This window comes from Caballeronia sp. GAWG2-1 (genome assembly GCF_023631405.1).
Classification (GTDB): domain Bacteria; phylum Pseudomonadota; class Gammaproteobacteria; order Burkholderiales; family Burkholderiaceae; genus Caballeronia.
Map to the genome: position 1 here is coordinate 124,283 of NZ_JALQDD010000023.1, position 24,746 is coordinate 149,028.

Genomic DNA, 24,746 nt, shown 5'->3' on the forward strand with positions numbered 1-24,746 from the left:
CGATCAGTTGAGTTGCAAGCTGACGCGTTCCTGCTGCGACATCAGCATGGCGCGCATGGGCGACTGGATGGCGAGGAAGTGGACCATCAGGCTGGAAGGCTGCTGAAAATACCACGGCGTATTGATGCCGATGCAGTCCAGTCCGTCCTCGAGCGCCCAGTCGAGACGTTCGCGCAAGAGGTTTGCAATGATCGTCTGATCGCCGCCGTTCGCATACGTGCTCGACTTGTCGGGCGCGGCGCTCACGGCGCGATAGATCTCTTCGACGAACTCGACATTATGGTCCGTGCGTTTGAAACCGAGCACGCCTGCATTGATGATCCAAGGACCGATGTCGTGCGCGGCGAGAAGATCGCGATTCGCGAAGAGCGGTTCGAGCGGCTTGGATTGATCGACGAAAAGAATGTCGGCATCGACCCACATGACCCATTCGTGATGCGGCAGATATTTGCGCAGGAACCACGGCTTGAGCCAGGTGCCCGTCGTGCCTGGTTCCACCTCGGCGGGCGTATCGCGATAGACGTAGAGCGTGTAGCCGTGACGCTCGCAATAACGCTTGAAGTTCAACTCGGCGATTGCGCCGTACTCGCGCACGTTAGCCGTGTAGTAGGTCACGAGCGCGATGGGCTGGCCGGGGTTGTAGACGCTGAAGGGTTCGGCGGGCACATTCGCATGGGCTGAAAAATCGAGCAGGCGCGCGCCTTTTTGCTGGCAATCGTTGATGTGCTCGGCGAGCGCGTTGCGAAAGCTCGGATGAATGTAGCCGTACATCTTCTCTTCGTCCATCACGATGGTCCACAGATTCGGATACGTAGCCCAGACAGGCGTGAAGCGTGGATTGCAGAACATGGCGCACGTGACACCACCGCGCTCGCCCATCGGTTCGATGACGTCGAGCGGGGCGAGCAAGGTTTCTTCGTCATCGGTTGCGCCGCCGATCTTGCATTCGCCGATGCAACGAACGATGAAGTTGCGAATGTCCTTCGTGTTACGCCAGACCTGCACGGCGGCCTGATGACTGCCCGTGTTGCCGTTGAGCGAAGGAAGCAGATGTTGCCTTCCTTCGGCCATGGGTTCGACGGGATACATGTTCAGCACGAGGCAGTCTTCGCTGAAGCAGACGAGCAAAGCCATTTCAGGCATCTGCCGCAAGTGATGCAGCACGAGTTCGTACTTGAGAAGCGTTCGTTGGGCTTTGCCCTGCATACCCGCCATGGAAACAGCGGTGTGCTCATAGCCCATGCGAGAGCTGTAGTGCTTGTGATTGGCAAGAACGTGAGGGGCGTCGACGTGGAAGATGCTCAGGCAGCGAGTGGTCATGTTCGATCAGTGGTTGATGCAGATGTTGCGATGTAGCGCTTTTTTACAGATTCAGAAGTATGGGTAGGAGCAGAGGAATCCGATATCGGGCATGTCCGAAATAGAAGGGCTGCAAATGAGCGCGAGTCGCAACTGGACATGTTTGCGTCGCACCGGGTCGAGCCGTGGCTTATATGTGGCCTTACTTTTACGACGTTGGCGCACGCACGCCGATGCATCGAAATGCAGCGTTTCAGCGGCAGTCTTTAGCACTTTCAGCAGGACACGACGAACGATCAGCAACCTTCAACGACACGACAACCCACAAGAAGAGGAGCAGCAGATGAGAAGAGGACATGCCGCACGAAGCGTTTCGAGACTCGCCCGCGGCCGTCGTTCCAGTCTTGCGGGACTCGCGCTCGCGGCGAGCGCGGCAGGCGCGCCGGCCCTATCGCACGCGCAGAGCAGCGTGACGCTCTACGGCATTCTCGACGCAGGCATCACCTATGTGAACAACACCGGTGGCTCGCATGTCGTGAAGTTCGACGATGGCGTGTCCTACGGCAACCGCATCGGCTTTCGTGGCGTGGAAGATTTGGGCGGCGGACTGCAGGCGATCTTCGCGCTGGAATCGGGCTTCCGCCTCGGGACCGGGCGCTATGCATTCGGCGGCGCGGAGTTTGGACGGCAAGCCTATGTGGGCCTCAAGAACCCGTGGGGGCAAATCTCGTTCGGTAATCAGCTAGATATGACCGAGGAGATGGTCTACCTCTACAACATCTCGGCATGGGGAAGCGGCTATGCCATCCACCAGGGCGACTTCGACCGGATGAACGGCGACCGCTTGCCGAACTCGGTCAAGTTCCTCTCGAACAATATCGCGGGTTTTACCTTCGGCGGCATGTATTCGTTCGGCAATAACGCGGGCGACTTTCATCGCAACAGCGCGTGGAGCGTGGGCGCGCACTATGCGGCCAACACCTTCAACGTGGGCGCGGCCTATACGCAACTGAACAACCCGTTCGGCATTTACGCGTTCGATCCCTACGCGATGATCGGCGCGCGCACGTTCTTGGGCCAGCCGACGGTATCGGTCGATCCGGCCACGGGCGCAGTCACGGACCTCTACAGCACGAATTCGTTTCCCGTCGATAAACAAGGCGCCTTTGCAGTCGGCGGCGCGTGGACGCTCGGCGACCTGATGCTCTCGGGCAACTTCACGTACACGACCATCAAGGGCCTCGGCGTGACCTCGCATATGCAAGTCTACGAAGGCGGCGCGTCGTATTCGTTCAGGCCGGATCTCGCGCTTTACGGCGGTTATCAGCACACGCGCTTCGAAGGCAATCACTGGAACCAGGGTTCGCTCGGACTGCACTATCTGCTTTCGAAGCGTACCGACGTCTATGTATCCGGCGATTATCTGCGTGCGTCGGGTCCGATCGATGCCGTCATCGGTTATAGCTTCACGCCGTCGACTTCGAATACGCAGTCGGATGTGCGCATCGGCATGCGGCACTCGTTCTAGGCGAGACGAAGATCACGCGGCGGCAGGCACGGCGCGCAACGCGCTGCGGTCCTGCCGCGGACTCGCATTGAAGCGCGCGCGATACGTCCGCGAAAAGTGCGACGGCGATTCGAACCCGCACGCGACACACACGGCAAGTATCGACATATCGGTTTGCTGCAGCAGCTCGCGTGCGCGCGTGAGACGCAGCCCGAGATAAAAATGCGTCGGCGTGTCCTTTAGCGCGGTGCAGAACAGGCGTTCGAGCTGACGTCGCGTGACGCCGATGGATTGCGCGAGCTCATCGGGCGAGAGCGGCTCTTCCATATGCTGCTCCATCACGCCGATCACCTGAATCAACTTGCGATTGTGAATGCCATAGCGCGCCGCGATCTTCATGCGCTGATGGTCCGAGCGCTGCCGGATGCGCCCCAGCACGAACTGCTCCGACACTTGCGCCGCGAGTTCCGCGCCATGATCGCGCGCGATCAGATCCAGCATGAGGTCGATGGACGCAGTGCCGCCCGCGCACGTAATGCGCCGCGTATCGATCTCGAACAACTCCTGGCTCGTTTCTATCGCGGGATAGCGCTCGGCGAAGGCCGCCGCCGCTTCCCAGTGCAACGTCGCGCGCTTGTCCGCGAGCAGGCCGGCTTCGGCGAGAATGAAGCTGCCCGTATCGATGCCGCCAAGCGTCGCGCCCGCGCGATCCAGCCGCTTCAACCACTCGCCGATGCCGCGTGTATAGCGCGCGAGCGGCTCGAATCCCGATACGACGAACACGGTATCCGCATGTGTCACGCTGTCGAACGCGCTTTCCGCATTCAGCGAGATGCCGTTGCTCGCGGCCACCGGCCCGCCATCGGGCGACAGGATATGCCAGCGATACAACTCGCCGCTGAAGCGATTTGCAACCCGCAAGGGCTCGATCGCCGACATGAAGCCAATGGACGAGAACTCGGGCAGCAGCAGGAAGTGGAAGTCTTGGGGAACGGGCATCGAATGGCGTGTGGCGCTTTGGACGAACGCTCCACGCTAGCAAGCACAAAAAGCCCGCGCAATCCGGCGTGGCCCGTATTCGCAGGCCTTTCTTCTAGCACGTCGCATGCGGTCAAGTCGCGGTCGCAAGCGGTCGTTCGTTCGCCTTTATGCGGCGTTACTTTTGATGCACGCCGGCACGACGAACCGGCATCCAATGAACCCTCACCGGAACAGCACGCCATGAGACATCGCCTGGTTTCGAAACTGCTTCTGACCGGCGCCTGTGCCGCGACCGCACTGACTCACGGCGCCTTCGCGCTTGCCGCCGATGATGCGAGCTGCCGCAACGTGCGCTTCGTGGATATCGGCTGGACCGACATCACGTCGACGACCGCGCTCGCTTCCGTCGTCTTCGAAGGGCTCGGTTATGCGCCGAAGACCACGGTCGCCTCCGTGCCCATTTCGCTCGCGGGTCTGAAGAGCAAGCAGATCGACGTGTCGCTCGGCTACTGGTGGCCGGTGCAGGAAAAGGCGGTCGAGCCGTTCCTCGAATCGAAGAGCATTCAGAAGCTCGATCCGCCGAATCTCTCTGGCGCGAAGGCCACGCTTGCCGTGCCGAGCTATGCGTATGACGCGGGCATCAAGTCGTTCGCGGATATCGCCAAGCATCGCGATGAGCTCGACGGCAAGATCTACGGCATCGAACCGGGCAGCAGCGCAAACGCCAAGATTCAGAAGATGATCGACACGAATCAGTTCGGGCTCAGCGGATTCAAGCTCGTGCAATCGAGCGAGGCAGGCATGCTGGTGACGGTGGAACGCGCCATTCGCGACAAGAAGCCGGTCGTGTTTTTGGGCTGGGAGCCTCATCCCATGAACATTCAGATGAAGATCAACTATCTCGCTGGCGGCGATGAAGTCTTCGGCCCCAACTATGGCGAAGCGCGCGTCTACACGCTCACGAATACCGACTTCCTCACACGCTGCCCGAACGCCGGCAAGTTCGTATCGAATCTCAAGTTCAATACCGATCTCGAAAACCGTCTCATGGAACCGGTGATGAACAAGGAACGCCCCGCCGAAGCGGCAAAGGCGTATCTCAAGAAGAATCCGCAGGTGCTCGATTCATGGCTTGCGGGCGTGAAGACCGTCGATGGCAAGGATGGTCTGCCAGCGGTGAAGCAATACCTCGGACTTTGAACTGAATAAGGACAAGCGCCACCATGAACCATGACGTGATCGTGACCTGCGCGGTAACGGGAGCAGGCGACACAACGGCCAGACATCCGGCAATACCCGTCACGCCCAGGCAGATCGCCGAAGCGGCTATCGAGGCCGCGCGTGCGGGCGCGACCGTGGCGCATTGCCATGTGCGCGATCCGCAAACCGGGCGCGGCAGCCGCGACCCGGCGCTGTATCGCGAAGTGGTGGATCGCATTCGTTCATCGGATGTCGATGTCATCATCAACTTGACGGCGGGCATGGGCGGCGATCTGGAAATCGGCGCGGGCGAAGAGCCGATGCGCTTCGGCAAGGGCACCGATCTCGTCGGCGGTCTCACGCGTCTTGCGCATGTCGAGGAACTGCTTCCGGAAATCTGCACGCTCGATTGCGGCACCCTCAATTTCGGCGATGGCGACTACATCTACGTCTCGACGCCCGCGCAACTCCGAGCCGGGGCAAAGCGCATCCAGCAGCTTGGCGTGAAGCCGGAACTCGAGATTTTCGATACCGGTCATCTCTGGTTCGCGAATCAGTTGCTGAAGGAAGGCCTGCTCGATGCGCCGCCGCTTTTTCAGCTTTGCATGGGCATTCCTTGGGGCGCGCCGCCCGACACGGGCACCATGAAGGCCATGGTCGATAACCTGCCGCCTGGCGCGCATTGGGCGGGCTTCGGTATCGGCCGCATGCAGATGCCGATGGTCGCGCAAGCCATGCTACTCGGCGGTCATGTGCGCGTGGGTCTCGAAGACAATCTGTGGCTCGATCGCGGCGTGCATGCGAGCAACGGTTCGCTCGTGCAGCGCGCGGTGGAGATCATCGAACGTCTTGGCGGACGCGCGCTCACGCCGGCGGAAGGGCGTCGCAAGCTCGGTTTGCCGGCGCGTGGCGAACGCTTGCTGGAGCGTCGCGCGCTCGGGCAGTTGGCATAGGATCAGGATCACTACAATCGGATGGACGATATGCAAGTCAGGCAATTCGCCGCGCTCGGCGCGGGTGTGATCGGCAGCGGCTGGGTGGCGCGCGCGCTTGCGCATGGGCTAGATGTCACCGCGTGGGACCCGGCGCCTGGCGCTCAAGCGCAGTTACGCGCGAACGTCGCCAATGCGTGGCCGGCGCTGGAACGCGTGGGACTGGCGAAAGGCGCGTCGCAGGATCGCCTGCGCGTGGTGGAAACTGTCGAGGAGTGCGTCGCCGATGCGGATTTCATTCAGGAGAGCGCGCCCGAACGCGAGGAACTGAAGCTCGCGCTGCACGAACGCGTGAGCCGCGCGGCGAAGGCCGGTGCGATTATCGCGTCATCCACTTCGGGCCTTCTGCCCAGCGATTTTTACGCACGCGCCGTACATCCCGAGCGCTGCGTGGTCGGGCATCCGTTCAATCCGGTTTATCTTTTGCCGCTCGTCGAAGTGCTTGGCGGCGAGTTGACTTCCGGCGACGCGATCGATACCGCGATGAGCTTCTACGCATCCATCGGCATGAGGCCGCTTCGCGTAAAGAAGGAAGTGCCGGGCTTTATCGCGGACAGATTGCTCGAAGCGTTGTGGCGCGAGGCGTTGCATTTGGTGAACGAAGGCGTGGCGACGACCGGCGAGATCGACGATGCAATTCGGTACGGCGCGGGCATTCGCTGGTCGTTCATGGGCACGTTCCTGACCTATACGTTGGCGGGCGGCGAGGCGGGCATGCGACACTTCATGCAGCAATTCGGCCCCGCGCTCGAATTGCCGTGGACGAAGCTCGTCGCGCCGACGCTCACCGATGAACTCATCGACCGCGTGGTGGACGGCACGTCGCGGCAGACGAACGGACGCGGCATCAAGGAACTGGAGCGGTATCGCGACGACTGCATCACGAGCGTGATCGAGGCGATTGCGCAGGCGAAGGCACGGCACGGTATCGAAGACTAACGGGGCGAGATTCATGAGCACGATTTATCGCGACACCGTGAAGGCCGAATGGGTCGATTACAACGGCCATCTGCGTGACGCGTACTACATGCTGATCTTTAGCCTCGCGACCGATGCGTTCATGGACGGCATCGGTCTGGACGACGCGGGCAGGCGCGCGCGGCAGCGCACGCTCTACACGCTCGAAGCCCATGTGAGCTATCTGCGCGAGATCAAGGAAGGCGCGGCGGTGCGAGTGGACGCGTGGGTCGTCGCGCGCGACAAGAAGCGCGTGCATCTTTATCTGGAGATGTTCGAAGCGGACGAGGCGGAGCCGGTATCGGCGTGCGAGCAGATGATGATGCACATCGATTCGAGCGGCGCGCCGAAGTCGGCTTCGTTCGATGAAGACGTGGCGCGAAGTATCGATATGCACGCGGTGATTGCCGCGTGCGATGCGCGTTATGCGGGGCGGGTGATTGGTTTGCCCGCGCGTTCCGCTGGCACCTCGGTTCCCGCCTGAGCACGCCAGCGCCGCAACAACAACGCGTTCGCCACCACGCTCACGCTCGAAAACGCCATCGCCGCGCCGGCGAACATTGGGTCGAGCATGCCGAATGCGGCAAGCGGAATGCCGATCAGGTTGTACACAAACGCCCAGAAAAGATTCTGCTGAATCTTGCGATACGTCCGGCGCGAAATGTCGATGGCATCCGCCACGAGCGCCGGGTCGCCACGCATGAGCGTGATGCCCGCCGCTTCGATCGCCACGTCCGTGCCGCTGCCCATCGCGATGCCGACATCGGCGGCGGCGAGCGCGGGTGCGTCGTTGATGCCGTCGCCCGCCATCGCCACGATGCCGTGGTTCGATGCCTTCAATTCCGCGATCACGCGCGCCTTGTCCGCGGGCAAGGTCTGCGAGAAAACCAGCGCCGACGGAATGCCCAGCGCGCGCGCAACCGCCTGCGCGCTACCCGCGTTATCGCCCGTAACGAGCGCGGCCTTCACGCCCAGTTGCGCGAGTCTTTCGATGGCGGCCCGCGCCGTCGGCTTGATCGTGTCGCCGAACGCGAGCAGGGCGAGGACGGTCGCCTTGCCGTCAGCGCGGTCCAAGAGCCATGACACCGTGTTGCCCTGCGCTTCGAGGTTGCGCGCCTCGACGGCAAGCGCTTCGGGCACGGCCGCATGCAATTCCTCGACCCAGCGCGCACTGCCTATCGCCACGTTGCGCGCGCCGATGAAAGCCTCCGCGCCGCGTCCGGCAATTGCTTTCGCCGACGTCGCCTCGTATCGCGCAATGTCCGGCGTGCTATCGGCGAAACCGACTACCGCTTTCGCCAATGGATGCTCGCTCATTCTTTGCACCGCCGCCGCCAGCGCGAGTGCTTCCGCGCGCTCGAATCCCGGCGCGGCTTCGAACGCGACGAGGCTCGGTTGGCCGACCGTCAGCGTGCCGGTCTTATCGAACGCAACGACGCTAATGGCATGCGCCTGTTCCAACGCCTCCGCGTCCTTGATCAGGATGCCGTGACGCGCCGCGACGCCCGTGCCGGCCATGATGGCGGTCGGCGTGGCGAGGCCGAGCGCGCACGGGCAGGCGATCACGAGCACGGCGACCGCGTTGAGCCAGGCGGTCTCGGCATCCGCGCCATGCAGAAGCCAGCCCGCCAGCGTGATGAGCGCGATAACCAGAATTGCCGGTACGAAAACGGCGGACACGCGATCGACCAGGCGCTGGATCGGCGCTTTTTCCGCTTGCGCCGATTCGACCAGCCGGATGATCCGCGCGAGCGTCGTTTCCGCGCCGATGGCCGTCGTTTCGATCGCGATCACGCCTTCGCCGTTGATCGATCCGCCCGTCGCGCGCGCGCCCGGCTCTTTCGCAACCGGCAGACTCTCGCCCGTGATCAGCGATTCGTCGACATGCGTGCGTCCCTCGCGCACGATGCCATCCACCGGCACGCGCTCGCCCGGCCGCACGATGGCGATGTCGCCCACGCGCACATCGGCGAGCGCAATCTCGCTTTCATGCGAAGGATTGGCGCGATCGCGCACGCGCGCCGTGGTCGGACGCAGCGCGTTCAGGGCGCGGATGGCGTCGGTGGTCTGGCGTTTGGCGCGCGTCTCCAGCCATTTGCCAAAGCGCACCAGCGTGATGACGACCGCCGATGCCTCGAAGAACAGATGCATCGGCATGCCGCCGTGCGCGAACATCTGATAGACACTCAGCGCCCACGCCGCCGATGTCCCCAGCGCCACGAGCAAATCCATATTGCCCGCGAACGCCCGCAGCGCGCGATAACCGCCGACGTAGAAACGCGCGCCGAAGCCAAACTGGACGATGCTCGCGAGCGCCAGTTGCAGCCAGGGCGAGAGCGCTGCGCCGAACATCGGCGCAAGCAAGGGCAGCGTGACGAGCGCGCTCGCGACCACCGCGACGAGTTCGGCATCGAGCGCTTGCGGCGTTTTCGCATCGACAGGCGGCGCGTCGGGCTCGACCTTCGCCGCTTCATAACCGGCTTTCGTAATGGCCGCGACCAGTTGTTGGTCGGTGACGGCATCGTTCGTATGGACGGTGGCTTTTTCGGTCGCGAGATTCACGGCGACCGATTCCACGCCCGGCACTCGTCCGAGCATTTTCTCGACGCGCGCGACGCACGACGCGCACGTCATGCCGCTCACGGCGAATTCCGCGGTTCTGGTTTGATTGACTGGTGCCGATGACATGATGAAACGCTCCTTCTGGCCACGCATGAAGCCAGTATCGACCTTCCAACGATTGGAAGGTCAAGAGCGCATTTCAGTCGCGAGGCGGTTCGATCGAGCCGAACATGGCGTCGGCGAGCGCGCCGGCTTCCTCGCCGCCGCGCTGACGCAAGCCCTCGACCGCGCCGATGCGGTCTGCTTCAGCCTTGTTCTGCGAAAGCTTTGCCTTGCCGACCAGCCGCGTCACCTCGATTTCGATGCCGACGATCGCGCCCAGCAATTGATCGATGAAATCGCGCGGCGCGTCGCCCATTTTCCACGGCATTGCTTCGCCCGCTTCCATCTTGCGCGTGAGTTTCGCAACGACGCCGCGCACGTAGGCTTCGTCGTCACGCACGGTGATTCGGCCATGCGCATGCACGACGAGGTAATTCCACGTCGGCACTTGACGGTGGGTTTCCTGCTTGCTCGGATAGAAAGTCGGCGAGATATAACCTTCCGCGCCCTGAAAGATCACCAGCACGTCCTCGCGCGCCCCGACTTCGCGCCACACGGGATTTGCACGTGCCACGTGCGCGCGCAAGGTGCCGTGTTCGCCGATGGCGGGATCGAGTTCGAAAGGAATGTGATTGGCGTCAAGCCCATTCGGGCCATGCGTGACCAATGCGCCAAAAGGATGCGCGGCAATCAGCGCGCGCAGGGCTTCCGGGCGGTTTTCCTCGAAATGGGCGGGAATATACATGCGTCGGACTCGTTCGAAAGGTTCTAAAACATTCATGTTACGCGATGCCGTGAAGCGAGTCTCGACGAGTGGTCAGACGTATTTGCGCGACGAGTAGCGCCTTTTATGCGTGTTGTCTTGCCTATCATCAGCGGATACGTTAAAACCCCAATTTCGAGATCGAATTTTCGGCGCGCTACCTCGGGGATCAGGACGGCGGCGGGCTGCTCGTCTGCGAACCCATCGAAATAAAACCGGATTTCCATTCGAATGAATAAGCACCGACGCTGGACGCTTCCGCTCAACGCCGCTTTATGGGTCAGCACGAGCCTTTCTGCCGCGGCCTTGCTCGCCGGCTGCGCGGGAACCGCGACGCCCGAGGCGGCAAATACGGGCGGCTGGGTAAAAAACCAGGTCGTCGATGCCTACACGTTCGGCTTTCCGCTCGTCGCGTCGGACATCGCGCGGGAACGTGCAAGCGGGGCGGCGCGGCCGGGTCAGGCGCCGCTCAACACGTTCCGCCACGCCATCGCGTTGCCGCCCGCGGGCGCGACCGGCTGGCCGAGCGTCGATACGCTCGATTCCTCCGCATGGCTCGATGTCTCCGCCGATCCCGTGATCGTGACCGTGCCCGCCGCGCCGCGCGCACGCTATCTCGATACCCGCGCGTTCGATGCATGGAGCAACGCGCTGTATTCGAGCGCCGACACGACGCCGTTTCCGAAGGCGCAGCTCATTGCCTTCGTGCCCGCCGGCTTTACGGGCACGCTGCCCGCCGGTGCAACGCGCGTCGAAACGCGCACGCGCTACGTCTGGCTTTCGGTGCGCGTGCGGGTGAACGGCATGCGCGACGTGCGCGAAGTCAGAAAGCTGCAGACGTCGATGCGCATCGATACGCTTACGCCCACCAAGGGCTCGCTCGCCGATCCTACTTCGACCGTGACGGGCGCGTGGCCGGGCAATGCCACGGGCCAGACGCCTAGCGTGCCGCCTTTGCCGAGCGCGGCGCCGACGGCATCGCCCGGCGCGCAGGCCGAAGCGCTCGATGCCAACGCGTTTTTCGCGCGCCTTGCCCGCTCGCTCGACGACAATCCGCCCGCCGCCGACGATGCGCCCGCGATGTCCCGCCTCGCCGATCTCGGCGTGAAGCCGGGCGAACCGGTGCAGTTCAAGAAGGCCGACGCGCCGCTTCTGGCGTCCGGTGTCGCGGATGGCCGCGCGCATCTCGCGACGGCGCCATCGAACGCGATCACGAAGAACGGCTGGACGTGGTTCGGCGACGACGTCGGCAACTACGGCACGGATTACATTCTGCGGGCTTATCTCGCGCGCCATCAGCCGTTTTCGGGGACGAAGGCGGGCGAAGCGAAGCCGGTTGCGCGCGTGGACAGCGACGGCCATCCGCTCAACGGCGCGAACACCTACGTGCTGCACTTCGCGCCGAACCAGTTGCCGCCGGTGCGCGGTTTCTGGACGCTCGCGGCCTACACGAAAGATGGCGCGTTCGCCAACGGCAAGCTGCCGCGTCTGTCGCTAAGCGACCGCGACCGCCTCAAGAAAAACCGCGACGGTTCGGTCGATGTCACCGTATCGGCCGAAGCACCGCCGCGTGCGCGCGCATCGAACTGGCTGCCCGCGCCCGACGGCGACTTTCAGCTGACGATGCGCCTCTACGCGCCCAAACCGCAGGCAAGCGACGGCACGTGGACGCCGCCGGCCGTCGAACGGCAGTGAAGCATTTGATGAACGTTTGCGCGATGCCTCGTCGTATACTCGAAGCATCCTCTACCTGACAGGGCGATGCGCCGCCGCGCGTCGCAGCGCGCATCGAATGGCAAGCGTCACCAAGTCTTCACTGGCCTCGGCCGGGCAAACCCTGCGCGGCGTCGTGCATGCACGGCGTACGCGGCGAATCGCGATTGGCCTGATCATCTTCGTGGTGGTCATCGGCCTTCTCGGCTTCTTCGTCGCGCCGCCGGTCATTCGTCATATCGCCGAGCAACAGCTTGGCAAGCAACTCGACCGGCCGGTGACCATCCGGCGCATTTGGCTCAATCCTTATTCGCTCGATTTCGAAGCTGATGACGTGCATATCGGCGAAGCGCCCGCGAATCTCGCGAAAGCGCCCCGCGCGGCGGCCGGTTTCGTCGATGTGTCGCGGCTCGTCGTGCGCACGTCGTGGTCGTCCATCTTCCGGCTCGCGCCCGTCGTCAATGAACTGAAGATCGATTCGCCGCGCATCAGCATCGTGCGTTTCGACGGCGAGCATTTCAATTTCTCCGATCTGATCGAGAAATTCTCGAAGCCTTCGTCGCCGCCATCGGACAAGCCGGCGCGCTTCTCCGTGTCGAACATTCGCGTGGAGAACGGCCGGATCGTGTTCGACGACCGGCTCCTGAAGGCGAAGCACACCATCGACCAGTTCGCGCTCGGTATCCCCTTCATCGCGACGCTGCCCTCGGCCACCGATATTTTCGTGACGCCGTTATTACAGGCGCACATCGACGGCTCGCCGCTCGTCGTGAAGGGCCGCACGAAGCCGTTTTCGGAGTCGCGCGAGTCGGAGATCGCGCTCACGCTCGACGGACTCGACGTGCCGCAGATGGCGTCTTACGCGCCGGCTTCCGTGCCCGTCGCGGTGAAGAGCGGCAAGCTCACGACCGACCTCAACGTGCGCTTTGCCATTGCCGGCGATGCACCGACCATTCGTATCGACGGCACTGCGGATCTGGCCGATCTCGCCGTCACCGATAAAGCGAACGCACCGCTCGTCGCCGCGCGCGCGTTGCATGTGAAGATTGCCAACGCCGAGCCGTTACGCGATATCTATCATCTCGACGAAGTGACGCTTGCGGGCCCGGATGTACGGCTCGCGCGCGATCCGTCCGGCACGCTCAACGTGCAGAAACTCGCGCCGCCGCCCGCGATGGCCGAGGTGAAGAAGCCCGAAGCGAAGGACACGCCGCCGCTCGATCTGGCTATCAAGCACGTTGCCATCGACGACGGCAAGATCGCGTTCGATGACCAGTTGATGAAGCAGCGCGTGCAGGAAACGCTGACAGGTCTTGCCGTCACGCTCGATGGTTTTTCGACGCTCGACAAGACGCCCGCGCGCTACACGCTCAAGACGGCGTTCGGTCACGGCGGTTCGCTCGGCGCTTCCGGCAACGTCGCGCTCGCCGCCAAGACCGCCGACGTCAAGTTGGCGCTCAAAGCATTGGCGCTGCCGCCGTTGCAGCCTTATATCGCGAATTCGCTGGCGGCGCGCGTGACGAGCGGCACGCTCGGCGCGAATCTGCCGGTGTCGGTCGATTGGTCGAAGCCGGAAGCAAACGTGCAGGTCGGCGCGGGCGATGTGAAACTCGACGCGCTCACGCTCGTGCCGAATGCATCGAATGGCGCGGATGCCGCCGCGCCCATCAAGCTCGATGCCGCGCTCGCGAAGATCGTCAAGGTGGATGTGCCCGCGCGTCAGGTCGCGCTCGACAGCGTGCAGTTGAAGGGACTTTCGCTCGATGCCACGCGCCGCAAGGACGGCAGTATCGACCTGGCCGCGCTCGCTGGAGCGCATGAGGTTGCGCCGGAGCCGAGCGCCACGCGCAAGATTCAGAAGGCGCAGGAAGCGGGACCGGCGTGGCGCTATCAAATTGGCCAGATCGCGCTCGATAACGCCTCGGCTAATGTCACCGACTTGACGCCCACGACGCCCGTGAAGCTGCGCATTGCGCCGATGTCGGTAGCCGTGAAGCAGTTCAGCGACGATCTCTCGAAACCGCTCGATGTTACCGGCAAGCTCACGCTCAACGGGCGTGGCGCGCTCGATATAAATGGCACGGTCACGGTCACACCGCTCAAGCTCGCGCTGCATGTGAAGGGCGATCAGGTCGATGCCGCCGCCTTCGAACCGTATTTCGGCGACAAACTCAACGTCGATATCGCAAGCGCGTTCCTCAACGCCAATGGCGATGTCGGCTTGTCGGGCAGTGGCAAGACTCTCGCGGCTTCCTACAAGGGCGATGTTTCGCTGACAGACGTGCGCATGCAGGACAAAGCGACGTCCGACCGTTTCGCCGGCTGGAAACTGCTCGGCCTCACCAACGTGAAGGTGAACTATGGCGAGCGCGGCACGGACGTTGACGCGGCGCGCGTGACCTTCGCGAACTTCTACGGCCGCGTGTTGCTCGACGCGCAAGGCAAGCTGAACCTGAAGAGCGTCGTGGCAAGCGACAACGGCCCGCGGCAGTCGGTGACGCGCGATCAGTCGAAGCCCGAGGCATCGGCGGCGGCATCCGCGGCGGTCGCGGCGAGTGCGCCCGTCAAGACGGCGGCGGCCTCCGGTCCTCCGGTGAACATGCGCTTCGGCCAGCTCGTATTGCAGAACGGCCGTGTGACCTACACCGACAACTTCATCAAGCCCAACTTCACGGCGAATCTCGTGTCGATCAACGGGACCATCGGCGCATTCGGCACGCATTCGACGACGCCCGCGCCCGTCGATGTTGCCGCCAAGCTTGCCGCGAACGGACCGGTTTCGATCAAGGGACAGGTGAATCCGCTCATCGAAAAGCCCGCGCTCGACTTGACCGCGAGCGCGCACGACGTCGAACTCACCAACCTCACGCCGTATTCGTCGAAGTATGCGGGCTATCCGATCACGAAGGGCAAGCTCAACGTCGATCTGCATTACATGCTCGGCGACGACAAGCTCACGGCGAACAACCACCTGTTCATCGACCAGTTGACGTTCGGCGATCACGTCGACAATTCGACGGCGACGAAGCTGCCGGTGCGGCTCGCCGTGTCGTTGCTAAAGAATTCGCGCGGCGAGATCGACGTGAACATTCCCATTTCGGGATCGCTTTCGAATCCGGAGTTTTCTATTGGCGGGCTCGTCTGGCAAGCCATATTGAATCTGGTGCAAAAGGCGGTGACCGCGCCGTTCTCGCTGCTCGCGCATGCGTTCGGCGGCAGCGGCGAGGAGCTGAATTACGTCGAATTCGACGCAGGCTCGGCGACGCTTAACGATGCCGCGCAGAAGAAGCTGGAGACGATTTCGAAGGCGCTCGCGGACAAAACGTCGATCAGGCTGGATGTGACGGGGCGCGTCGATCCGAAAGTCGATGAACCCGCGTTACGCAGCGCTTGGCTGGATGGCCAAATCAAACGCGCGAAGGTCCGCGACATGTCGGATGGCGGCGAGAATGTGGACTGGCAGTCGGTGAAGGTATCGGATGCGGATTACGACAAGTATCTGACGAAGGTTTATAAGTCGGCGGATTTCAAGAAGCCGAAGAACTTCATCGGCTTGACGAAGTCGGTGCCGGACGCGGACATGAAGAGCGCGCTGACTGAAAACGCACCAGTCGATGAAGGCGCGTTGCGCGATCTGGCGCAGCGCCGCGCGCAGGCGGTGAAGGAGTACTTCGACGGGAAGATCGACAGCAGCCGGATTTTTGTCGTCGCGCCCAAGCTGAACGCGGACGGGATCAAGGATAAGGGCGCGGGGGAGCGGGTGGAGTTGGGGTTGAAGGGTTGAAGTGAGCGTTGGCCGTATGGACGACCTTTGCCTGCTGCAAGTATTGTTTATTATTTCAACGTCCGTTCGAACCGGATAACCGCTGAAGAACGGGAGTCAGCCGATGGGAACGAGTTACGAGCAAGACGTGGTGGCATGGGCCAAGGAACAGGCCGCGCTGCTGCGTGAAGGAAAGCTCTCGGCCATCGATATCGAGCATATCGCAGAGGAAATCGAAGACGTGGGCAAGTGCGAGCAACGAGAATTGGCAAGCCGCATGTCGGTGCTGCTAGCGCATTTGTTGAAGTGGCAGTGTCAGCCGGAGAGGCGTAGCAAAAGCTGGCGATTTACGATCCGCAAGCAGCGCAAGGACGTAATGTATGTTTTGCGAGAAGCACCGAGCCTTAAAGGTAAGTTCGATGACGCGGATTGGATCGACCTTATTTGGTCCAAGGCTAAAAATCTGGCGCAGGCGGAGACGGGAATCGATATCGACGTATTTCCGGAATTGTGTGCTTGGCCAATGATCCAGGCACTCGAGCCAGAGTTCTACCCCGACTGACTTCCCGATGCGCGGGCTTTCTCAGCCCGCGAGCCACCACCTAATGCGCCCCCGCCGCCGCCCCACCGCCGCCACCCTTCGCCACCTTCGTAATCCAGATCAGCGGAATGATCAGAATGAAGATGACCGCTGAAATGAGGAAGATATCGTTGAGCCCCATCATCGCGGCTTGAGTGTTGACGGTGAAGTTGAACATCCCACGCGCCTGGGCTTCACCGATATTCAGCGTCGATTGCGACATGCCGAGCGACTGCAAGAACGCCGGGTTATAGATATTCGCCTGCTCCGTCAGCCGCTCGTGATGCAGCGCGATCCGATGATCCCACTCGTTGCCCGCAAGCGATGTCCCCACCGCGCCGCAAAACACCCGCGCGAAATTCGACAAGCCTGCCGCCGCCGGTATTTTCGATGGCGGCAAGCCCGACAGCACGATGGCCGTGAGCGGCACGAAGAACATCGCCATCGGAATGCCTTGCAGGAGCGTCGGCAGCACGAGATGCCAGGTATCGATCTCGATCACATACTTCGAGCGCAGCCAGAATACGAACGCGAAGCCCACGAACGCCATGGTCGCGATCACGCGTGCGTCGCTGCGCGGCAGCACCTTGCCCATTACCGGCGCGAGAATCACGGCGAAGATGCCGAGCGGCGCGGTGACGAGACCCGCGTCGACGGAACGGTAGTTCAAATACTGCTGCATCCATTGCGGCAACAACACGAGATTGCCGAAAAACACGCCATAAGCGACCGAAATGGCCACCGTGCCGCCGAAGAAATTGCGTCCCGCGAAGAGCCGCAAATCGACGACCGGATTCTCCGCCGTCAGCTCCCACACGACGAAAAACGCGAATGAAATGGCTGCCGTTATCGCGAGAATGACGATGACCGGCGACTGGAACCAGTCCAGATCGCGTCCCTTGTCGAGCATGATCTGCAAGGACGCGACCCACGCGATCAGCAGCCCGAGCCCGACGATATCGATAGGCGCCTTGCGGCTCGGCGACTCGCGGTTGCGGTAGATGATCCACGTCACGCCCGCCGCGAAAATGCCGACCGGGATGTTGATATAGAAGATCCACGACCAAGAATAACTATCCGTGATCCAGCCGCCGAGCGCGGGACCGGCGATCGGGCCGACGGTCGCGGTCATCGCCCAGAGCGAGAGCGCCATCGACGATTTCTCTTTCGGATACGAGCCGAGCAGAATGGCTTGCGAGAGCGGAATCAGCGGCCCGGCCACCGCGCCCTGCAAGACGCGCGCGAAAAGCAGCACAGGCAAATTGGGCGCAAGACCGCACAACCACGAGGAGAGCACGAACATGAGGATCGCGCCGACGAACAGATGAATTTGCCCGAGTCGCTGCGTGAGCCAGCCGGTCAGCGGAATGGAAACCGCGTTCGACGCGGCGAACACCGTGATGACCCAGGTGCCTTCGTTGACCGAGACGCCGAGATTGCCGGAGATGGTCGGAATCGCGACGTTGGCGATCGACGAATCCAGCACGTTCATGAACGTAGCGAGCGCCACGGCGAAAGTGGCGAGCACCAGTTGCCCGCCTTGCAGTGGTGCGGGCGCGGCCGGTTGTCCAGGGGCGGCGGGGTTCGTTCGAGGCGGCGTGCTCAATGCTTTTCCTGTGAGGGCGCCGCGGCGCTTCGACGCGCCGCGGGTGGTGAATCAAGCCGCCAGTGTGCCTGTGCCGTGGGAAAGTTGCTGAACGCCCGCTCATCCCTCATTTCGCCGAAATATCGATTTCCCCCAAATACTTCTTCGCGAACTTGTCGATCGTGCCGTCGGCCTTCACCTTCGCGATGGCCGCGTTGAGTTTGCTCTTCAGCGCATCGTCGCCCTTGCGCACGCCGTACGCAATGCCGCTGCCGAGAATCTTGTCGTCCCGCACCGGCGCGCCGACGAACGCAAAGCCGTTGCCGTCGGGCTTCGACAGAAAGCCGGTTTGTCCCGCAGGCGCGAGCACCAGCGTGGCATCGAGGCGGCCGGACTTGAGGTCCGTGTAGACCTGGTTCTGATCCTGATACGGCACGACCTTCACGCCTTCGTTTTCCCAATGCGCCTTGGCAAAGGTCTCCTGGATCGAACCCTGCAACACGCCCACGCTCTTGCCCTTTAGCGACGCGGGCGTCGGTTCGAGTCCACTGCCCGTTTTCGCGATGAGTTGCGTCGGCACGCGATACACCACCGTCGTGAAGTCGATGGCCTGACGGCGCTGGTCGGTCGCGTTCATCGCCGAATTGATGGCGTCGAACTTGCGGCCCTGCAGCGCGGGAATCAACCCGTCGAAAGAGGTCTCGACCCACTTGCAGCTCATCTGCGCCGCCACGCACACGGCGTTGCCGACATCGATATCGAGTCCTTGCAGTTCGCCCGTCGACGCCTTCGACTCGAACGGCGGGTACTGCGCTTCGAGCCCGAAACGCAAGGTATCGGCGGCGAACGCCGCGCCGCTCGCGAACGAGCAGGCAAGGAATAGGGCGGTGGCGGCGTATTTGATCTTCATCGTGTCGTGTCTCGAATGTTTTTAGATGGAGCAAAGGCGGCGCGCGCCTTCGATCAGCGTGTCGTCGTCCTTCGCGAACGAAAGCCGGATCACGTGGTTGTCGGTGCCGTCGGTATAAAACGCGGACAATGGAATGGTCGCCACGCGCGCCTCGCGAATCAGGCGCAGCACGAAGTCGCTGTCGCTTTCATCCGAAATCGCGCTGTAGCGTGCGAGCATGAAGAAACTGCCCGCGCTCGGCAGCAATTCGAAGCGCGATCCCGCGAGCGATGTCGCCAGCAAATCGCGCTTGTGCTGATAGAACGGTCCGAGGTTGAGATAGCTCGATTCGTCGGCGAGCGCTTCGGCGAAAGCCATTTGCATCGGCGTATCGGCGGAAAACGTCATGAACTGGTGAATCTTGCGGATCTCGGCAGTCAACGCGGCGGGCGCGAGACAGTAGCCAACGCGCCAGCCCGTCACGTGATACGACTTGCCGAACGACGACACGATCACGCTGCGCTCGGCCAGTTCCGGGTAGCGCGCCATGCCATGATGCGGCGCGCCGTCGAACACTACGTGCTCGTAGACTTCGTCCGACAGCACGATGATCTTCGTGTCGCGCGTGAGCGCCGTGAGACGCGCGATGTCTTCATCGGCGAAGGCGCTGCCGGTCGGATTGTGCGGCGTGTTGACTAGGATCATGCGCGTTTTCGGCGTGATGGCCGCCGCGACTTCGTCCCAGTCGATCTGAAAATTCTCCGCCGATAGCTGGATGGCGATAGGCGTCGCACCCTGAAGCTGCACGATCGGCGCGTAACTGTCGAACGACGGCTCGAAGTAGATCACCTCGTCGCCGGGATGCACGAGCGCGCTGATGGTCGCATAAAGCCCCTCGCTCGCGCTCGCCACAACCGTCACTTCCGTTCCCGGATCGTACTGCGCGCCATACAGCTTGTGCGTCTTGTCGGCGATGGCTTCACGCAGCGCCAGCACGCCCGACATCGGCGAATATTGGTTATGTCCTGCTCGCATGGCTCGCTCGACGCCTTCGATCAGGCGCGGATCGCATGCGAAGTTCGGCGCGCCTTGAGAAAGATTGAGCGCGTGATGTTCGTCGGCAAGCTGGCCGATCACGGTGAAAATAGTCGTGCCGACGCTCGGCAGTTTCGACTCGGGGATGCAGGCGCTTTGCACGGCAAATGTCTCCGGTATTGCAGTCCGTCGATTGAACCGCGGCAATAAAGCCGGAACAATCGAAACTTTGTCATACTAGCCATGCTTCGAATTCATGGCTACGTAGACAAACCCGCGAACGACCACATGAAACCCTTGCCATCCCTGGACGTGCTGAAGACCTTCCTCGTGGTCGCGCGCAAGCTCAATTTCACACGCGCCGCCGATGTGTTGAACGTGACGCAAGGCGCGGTGAGCCGCCAGATTGCCGGACTGGAGGCGCATCTCGGCTATGCGCTCTTCGTGCGGCAGGCGCGCGGCCTTGCGCTCACGCATCATGGCGCGTTGCTCATCGCGCCGTTGCAGCAGGCTTTCGAACAGATCGCCGATGCGCTCGCGAAAGGTGGCGCACAGTCCGGAACACTGCGTCTGAAGTGTCCGACCTGCGCCATGCGCTGGGTCTTGCCGCGTGTCATTCGTCTGCAGAACGAGCGTCCGGAACTGGTGATCGAAGTGACCGCAGCCGTGTCGCACAGTGTCGAGTTCAACGCCGAACAGTTCGATGCAGCCATCGTGTTTGGCGCGCCGGCGCCAGCGCAGAAGGGTGTCAGCTCGCACCATCTGTTCGATGAAGTGTTGACGCCCGTCTGTGCGCCCGAGCAGTTCAAGGTTCGGCGGGACCGCGCACCGACGCCCGACGATCTGGCCGGCAAGACGCTTTTGCATCCCACACGCGACCGGCGCGACTGGCTCTTGTGGCTCGGCGCTTATGGTTACGCCGGCCTGCCTTCGATGAAGGCGCAGCATTTCGACACGCTCGATCTCGCCATCACATCGGCGATGCAGGGTCTCGGCGTAACCATCGGCGACTTGTCGCTGATCGAGGACGACTTGCGCGCGAAACGCGTGATCGCGCCGTTTTCGCTGTGTGTGCCGAGCGGCGCGGCGTACTACCTCGTTTACCCCGAGCGGCCCGCGCCGTCGCCGACCTTGCAGCAGTTCGCGACATGGCTGGAAGGGGAGGCGGCACAGACGCGTGAGACGCTCCAGGCTTACACGAACGCCGTGCAAGCCTGAGCACGTGCAACGCTTACATGCCGTGCTTCGTCACCACGGTGTCCCACTGGCCGTTCTTCACCTGATAGAGCGTCGATGACGCGTTCTTCAACGCGCCGTTGTCATCGAATGCGATCGGGCCGGTAATGCCATCGAAGGAGATCTTCTTCAACGCCGGCCGATACACCTTGGGATCGGCGGAACCGGCCTTCTCCATTGCGTTGATCGCGGCCCACGCGGCGTCGTAGCCGAACGGCGCATACGAGAGAATCGCCACCCCGAAGCGTTTTTGGAACTTGTCGCTGAACGCCTTGCCTTGCGGCAGCTTGTCGAGCGGGCTGCCGTATTCCCACGCCTGCGCGCCTTCGGCCGCGTCGCCGGCGAGCTTGAGGAAGTCGGCATCCATCACGCCGCCGCCGCCCACGAACTGCGCGGTCATGCCGAGCTGCTTCATGCGCTTGACCACGGCTGCCGCTTGCCGATCCAGTCCGCCGAAGAAAATCAGATCGGCGTTGGCCGCCTTCAGACGCGTGAGCTGCGCGCTGAAGTCGACCGTCTGGTTGTCGCTGAATTCGCGCGCGACGATCGTGCCGCCTTTCGCTTTCACCGCTTTCTCGAACTCGTCGGCTTCGCCCTGACCGAAGGCCGTGCGGTCGTCGATGATGCCGATCTTCTTCGCCTTCGTCGTCGTCACCGCGTAGGCGCCGGCGTTGCCCGCGTTCTGCGCATCGCTCGAAATGACCGTGAAGACGTTTTCCAGGCCACGCGTGGTAATGGTCGGGTTAGTCGCCGCGGGATCGATCAGCGGAATGCCGGCGGTGTTGTAGATCGGCGATGCAGGCAGCGTCGTGCCCGAGTTGAAGTGTCCGACGACCACGGCCACGCCGTCATCCACGAGCTTCTGCGCGGCCTGCACGCCGATGCGCGGGTCGGCCTGATCGTCTTCCGCCGCGATTTCGAACTTCGCCGTCTTGCCGCCGATGCTGATCTTTTTGGCGTTCGCTTCATCGAGCGCGAGTTGCACGCCGTTCTGGAGATCTTTGCCGTAGCCCGCGTTTGCGCCGGTGAGCGGCGCGGCAAAGCCGACTTTCACCGTCATGTCCTCGGCGGCCGCGGCGAACGGCAGCGCGGCAAGCGCGACGGCGGCGCAGACTAGCTTGAGGCTCGTGTGGATACGCATGGTTTCCTCTCCTTGTTGGTCTGACTGACTGTTTCGACTATCGAATGGGACATCGCCACAAGTGCGCCGGCAAGAAGGGCTTTCCCCTCGCGCGCATCCGGCGCACGGTGAACGAGGCGGGACATGCGCAATTTAGGGAGCCAAATTCGCCGCGTCTTGTTGTTAAGTCGCGTGACGGATGCGGATTTCGGCATAGCGTCGGCGGACCGAATCCCCAAGCGGGATGCGGCACTGCGGGATTTGAAGCAACTCGCGCCACGACGATTCGCGCCGCGTCCCGAGAGCCTCCTGTCGCGTCGATGAAAACGCGGCCCTTGACAGAGTGCATATGCACAAATATGCTAAACGGCATGGCTACGAATCCGAACTCTTCTCTCTTCGATTGCAACTGCTTTGCTATCCGTCAGGCCGCGCGCTATGTCTCGCAGTTGTACGAGCGGCATCTGAACGTGGCCGGCATCACGGCCGCGCAATACACGCTCATGTTGGCTATCGCGCGCCGGCCCGATGTGTCGATGGCGGATCTCGCCGACGCCATGGTCATGGACCGCACCACGCTCGTTCGCGCGCTCAAGCCTTTGCAACGCGATGGCATCGTCGAAGCGGAGCAGCAGGCGGCGAGTTCGCGTGCAGTCGGGCTGCGGCTGACGTCGCAAGGCAAGGAGACGCTCAAGAAAGCGGTCGAGCAATGGCGCATCGCGCAGGCCGAGTTCGAAGCGAAGTTCGGAGAGAAGCGCGCGAAGGCCTTGCGTCAATCGCTATTCGAACTAACCGCGTCGGCTTGAGGCGAAAGCACGAATGCTCCGCGTCTGGCTCAAGAGCGCGGCTTGTTGTGCGCTTCATCGAAGCCCGCCGCCGCTTCCTGCACGTCGGGCGGAAAGTCGCCGAACTCCATGACTTGCCGCACTTCGATCACCTCGTTGTCCGAAGCGGGACAACGCTTCGCCCATTCGATGGCCTCTTCGCGCGATTTGACCTGCAGCATCCAGTAACCGCCTAGCACTTCCTTGGCTTCGGCGAAAGGGCCGTCGACGACGCGCGGCTTGCCGCCTTCGAACGAAACGCCCGCGCCCATCGAAGGGGGATGCAGTCCGTCGAGCGCGAGCAACACGCCTGCCTTCTGCAGTTCTTCGTTGTACTTCATCATTGAGGCGACGGCTTCGGCGGAGGGCAGCGTGCCCGGTTGCGCGCTTTCGTAGCCGCGCGGGATCATCAGCATCATGAAACGCATGGAATGCTCCTCGATAAGTTGCAAGCGTGGCCTTTCCCCGCTCACACCCTACGACGAGCCAGCCGCAAGCAAATCGACAGACGCGCGCCTTAAGCGTTTATCCCTAGCCGATTCCGGTTGCTTTAAGCGCGTCTCGCGCCGAATAATGTAATCCATTACATCTCGTTCGCCGCGGTGGCGCGCAGCATGTCGGATACGGTTCGTACACGCGAGGAAGTATCGATAGCGGATGTCGCCGAGCGCGCGGGCGTGTCGGTCGCGACGGTATCGCGCGTGCTCAACGGCCATGCGAACGTGCGCGAGACGACGCGCGAAAAAGTGCGCGTGGCGGTCGCTGCGAGCGGTTACCGCATCAACGAACTTGCGCGCAATCTCCGCACGGCGGAAAGCCGTCTGCTGCTCACCATGGTGCCGGACTTCGGCAATCCGTTTTATGCGGCTATCGTACGTGGCATCGACAGCGTGGCGCGACAAAACGGCTATTTCATGCTGATGTGCGATACCGGCGCCGACCCCTTGCGCGAGCGCAGTTACTTCGACCTGTTACGCGGACGCCGTGCCGATGGTGCAATCTGTCTCGACCCCGCCGCCGTGCAAAAGGCGCTTGCCGAAGAGGCCTCGACCTTGCCGTGGGTTGCGTGCTGCGAATTCGATCCGGGCGCGGGCGTGCCTTACGTGGGCATCGACAATCATCTTGCAGCGGGCGATGTCGTGCGGTATCTGCTTGGCAAGGGACACGAACGCATCGCGCTCATCAACTCGGGACACGGCTATCTGTACGGACGCCAGCGGCTGGCCGGTTATCGCGATGCGCTTCGGGACGCGGGTATCGAAGCCAATCCGGCGTGGCAGGTCGAACTCGAAAGCCTCGATTACGACGCCGGCGAACGCGCGGCCACGCAGCTTGCCTCGCTTGGCGAGCGCACAAGACCGACCGCGATCTTCGCCGTTTCTGACACGCTCGCCATAGGCGTGATGAACGGTCTGCGCGGCGTCGGCTTGCGCGTACCGGAAGATGTCGCGGTAGTGGGCTTCGACGATATCGCGGTGGCCGCACATGTCTATCCGCCGCTTACCACTGTCTCGCAGCCTATGCAGGCGCTCGGTGAAACGGCGGCGGAACTGCTGCTCAAGCGCCTGCGCGATCCACGCACGGACGTGCCGGGCGTGCTGCTGCCGCATCGACTCATTCAACGAAGGAGCGCGTGAA

20 protein-coding genes are annotated in these 24,746 nt (G+C 62.5%); 11 read left to right on the plus strand and 9 right to left on the minus strand.

Annotation, left to right across the window (positions count from 1 at the left end; genetic code table 11):
- Positions 1-3 precede the first annotated feature (3 nt).
- Positions 4-1,320 (minus strand): glycosyltransferase family protein, encoded by a 1,317-nt coding sequence (locus tag NCR98_RS14520; RefSeq protein ID WP_250493052.1) that lies wholly within the window; start codon positions 1,318-1,320, stop codon positions 4-6.
- Between the two features lie 322 nt (positions 1,321-1,642).
- On the opposite strand from NCR98_RS14520, the gene NCR98_RS14525 reads away from it, so the two are divergent.
- A complete protein-coding gene (locus tag NCR98_RS14525) occupies positions 1,643-2,827 on the plus strand; it encodes a porin (RefSeq protein WP_250493053.1) in 1,185 nt (394 codons plus the stop codon).
- A gap of 12 nt (positions 2,828-2,839) precedes the next feature.
- Here the strand turns inward: NCR98_RS14525 and NCR98_RS14530 are convergent, their stop codons facing one another.
- Positions 2,840-3,805: a GlxA family transcriptional regulator gene (locus NCR98_RS14530; protein ID WP_250493054.1), complete on the minus strand. Its 966-nt coding sequence runs from the start codon at positions 3,803-3,805 to the stop codon at positions 2,840-2,842.
- A 222-nt stretch (positions 3,806-4,027) separates the two neighbouring features.
- On the opposite strand from NCR98_RS14530, the gene NCR98_RS14535 reads away from it, so the two are divergent.
- Genes NCR98_RS14535 through NCR98_RS14550 form a run of 4 tightly spaced genes read left to right on the plus strand, consistent with a single transcriptional unit; the run spans position 4,028 to position 7,420 of the window.
- The gene (locus NCR98_RS14535; RefSeq protein WP_250526508.1) at positions 4,028-4,987 is read left to right on the plus strand and encodes a choline ABC transporter substrate-binding protein; all 960 of its coding nucleotides are present in this window, start codon (positions 4,028-4,030) and stop codon (positions 4,985-4,987) included.
- A 23-nt stretch (positions 4,988-5,010) separates the two neighbouring features.
- Positions 5,011-5,940 carry a 3-dehydrocarnitine:acetyl-CoA trimethylamine transferase CdhC gene (gene cdhC / locus NCR98_RS14540; RefSeq protein WP_244829055.1) on the plus strand — a complete coding sequence of 310 codons (930 nt, stop codon included), beginning with the start codon at positions 5,011-5,013 and terminating at the stop codon, positions 5,938-5,940.
- Between the two features lie 30 nt (positions 5,941-5,970).
- Positions 5,971-6,918: an L-carnitine dehydrogenase gene (locus tag NCR98_RS14545; RefSeq protein WP_250526509.1), complete on the plus strand. Its 948-nt coding sequence runs from the start codon at positions 5,971-5,973 to the stop codon at positions 6,916-6,918.
- Positions 6,919-6,931: 13 nt separating this feature from the next.
- Positions 6,932-7,420: a thioesterase family protein gene (locus NCR98_RS14550; protein WP_250526510.1), complete on the plus strand. Its 489-nt coding sequence runs from the start codon at positions 6,932-6,934 to the stop codon at positions 7,418-7,420.
- Here NCR98_RS14550 and NCR98_RS14555 read toward each other — a convergent pair.
- Together NCR98_RS14555 and NCR98_RS14560 are read right to left on the minus strand one after the other, a co-directional pair.
- Complete coding sequence (locus tag NCR98_RS14555) at positions 7,360-9,534, minus strand: heavy metal translocating P-type ATPase (protein WP_502799750.1); 2,175 nt, start codon at positions 9,532-9,534, stop codon at positions 7,360-7,362. The two genes, NCR98_RS14550 and NCR98_RS14555, sit on opposite strands and share 61 nt — an antisense overlap.
- A 163-nt stretch (positions 9,535-9,697) precedes the next feature.
- The gene (locus tag NCR98_RS14560; protein ID WP_250466444.1) at positions 9,698-10,345 is read right to left on the minus strand and encodes an FMN-binding negative transcriptional regulator; all 648 of its coding nucleotides are present in this window, start codon (positions 10,343-10,345) and stop codon (positions 9,698-9,700) included.
- A gap of 249 nt (positions 10,346-10,594) precedes the next feature.
- On the opposite strand from NCR98_RS14560, the gene NCR98_RS14565 reads away from it, so the two are divergent.
- From NCR98_RS14565 to NCR98_RS14575, 3 genes are all read left to right on the plus strand, one after another.
- Positions 10,595-12,058: a DUF1254 domain-containing protein gene (locus NCR98_RS14565; RefSeq protein ID WP_250526512.1), complete on the plus strand. Its 1,464-nt coding sequence runs from the start codon at positions 10,595-10,597 to the stop codon at positions 12,056-12,058.
- A 97-nt stretch (positions 12,059-12,155) separates the two neighbouring features.
- Positions 12,156-15,860, plus strand: coding sequence for a DUF748 domain-containing protein (locus tag NCR98_RS14570; RefSeq protein ID WP_250526513.1), 3,705 nt, complete (start codon positions 12,156-12,158; stop codon positions 15,858-15,860).
- A 103-nt stretch (positions 15,861-15,963) separates the two neighbouring features.
- Positions 15,964-16,401: a DUF29 domain-containing protein gene (locus NCR98_RS14575; RefSeq protein ID WP_250526514.1), complete on the plus strand. Its 438-nt coding sequence runs from the start codon at positions 15,964-15,966 to the stop codon at positions 16,399-16,401.
- A 40-nt stretch (positions 16,402-16,441) separates the two neighbouring features.
- Here the strand turns inward: NCR98_RS14575 and NCR98_RS14580 are convergent, their stop codons facing one another.
- The 3 genes from NCR98_RS14580 to NCR98_RS14590 form a co-directional block, all read right to left on the minus strand.
- Positions 16,442-18,025 (minus strand): DHA2 family efflux MFS transporter permease subunit, encoded by a 1,584-nt coding sequence (locus NCR98_RS14580; protein ID WP_244829063.1) that lies wholly within the window; start codon positions 18,023-18,025, stop codon positions 16,442-16,444.
- A 106-nt stretch (positions 18,026-18,131) separates the two neighbouring features.
- Entirely contained in the window at positions 18,132-18,914 is a 783-nt protein-coding gene (locus NCR98_RS14585; RefSeq protein ID WP_244829064.1) for an ABC transporter substrate-binding protein, read from the minus strand.
- 21 nt (positions 18,915-18,935) lie between these two features.
- Positions 18,936-20,090 carry a methionine aminotransferase gene (locus NCR98_RS14590; protein WP_250526515.1) on the minus strand — a complete coding sequence of 385 codons (1,155 nt, stop codon included), beginning with the start codon at positions 20,088-20,090 and terminating at the stop codon, positions 18,936-18,938.
- Positions 20,091-20,216: 126 nt separating this feature from the next.
- On the opposite strand from NCR98_RS14590, the gene NCR98_RS14595 reads away from it, so the two are divergent.
- Positions 20,217-21,146 carry a LysR substrate-binding domain-containing protein gene (locus tag NCR98_RS14595; protein ID WP_244829066.1) on the plus strand — a complete coding sequence of 310 codons (930 nt, stop codon included), beginning with the start codon at positions 20,217-20,219 and terminating at the stop codon, positions 21,144-21,146.
- A 13-nt stretch (positions 21,147-21,159) separates the two neighbouring features.
- Here the strand turns inward: NCR98_RS14595 and NCR98_RS14600 are convergent, their stop codons facing one another.
- Positions 21,160-22,305, minus strand: coding sequence for a branched-chain amino acid ABC transporter substrate-binding protein (locus NCR98_RS14600; RefSeq protein ID WP_244829067.1), 1,146 nt, complete (start codon positions 22,303-22,305; stop codon positions 21,160-21,162).
- A 350-nt stretch (positions 22,306-22,655) separates the two neighbouring features.
- Here NCR98_RS14600 and NCR98_RS14605 point away from each other — a divergent pair, with 350 nt between their 5' ends.
- A complete protein-coding gene (locus NCR98_RS14605; protein WP_250509799.1) occupies positions 22,656-23,090 on the plus strand; it encodes a MarR family winged helix-turn-helix transcriptional regulator in 435 nt (144 codons plus the stop codon).
- 29 nt (positions 23,091-23,119) lie between these two features.
- Here NCR98_RS14605 and NCR98_RS14610 read toward each other — a convergent pair whose 3' ends face one another.
- Positions 23,120-23,536 (minus strand): YciI family protein, encoded by a 417-nt coding sequence (locus NCR98_RS14610; RefSeq protein WP_250526516.1) that lies wholly within the window; start codon positions 23,534-23,536, stop codon positions 23,120-23,122.
- A gap of 186 nt (positions 23,537-23,722) precedes the next feature.
- Between NCR98_RS14610 and NCR98_RS14615 the strand changes: the two genes are divergently transcribed.
- Entirely contained in the window at positions 23,723-24,745 is a 1,023-nt protein-coding gene (locus tag NCR98_RS14615) for a LacI family DNA-binding transcriptional regulator (protein WP_250526517.1), read from the plus strand.
- Position 24,746 lies beyond the last annotated feature (1 nt).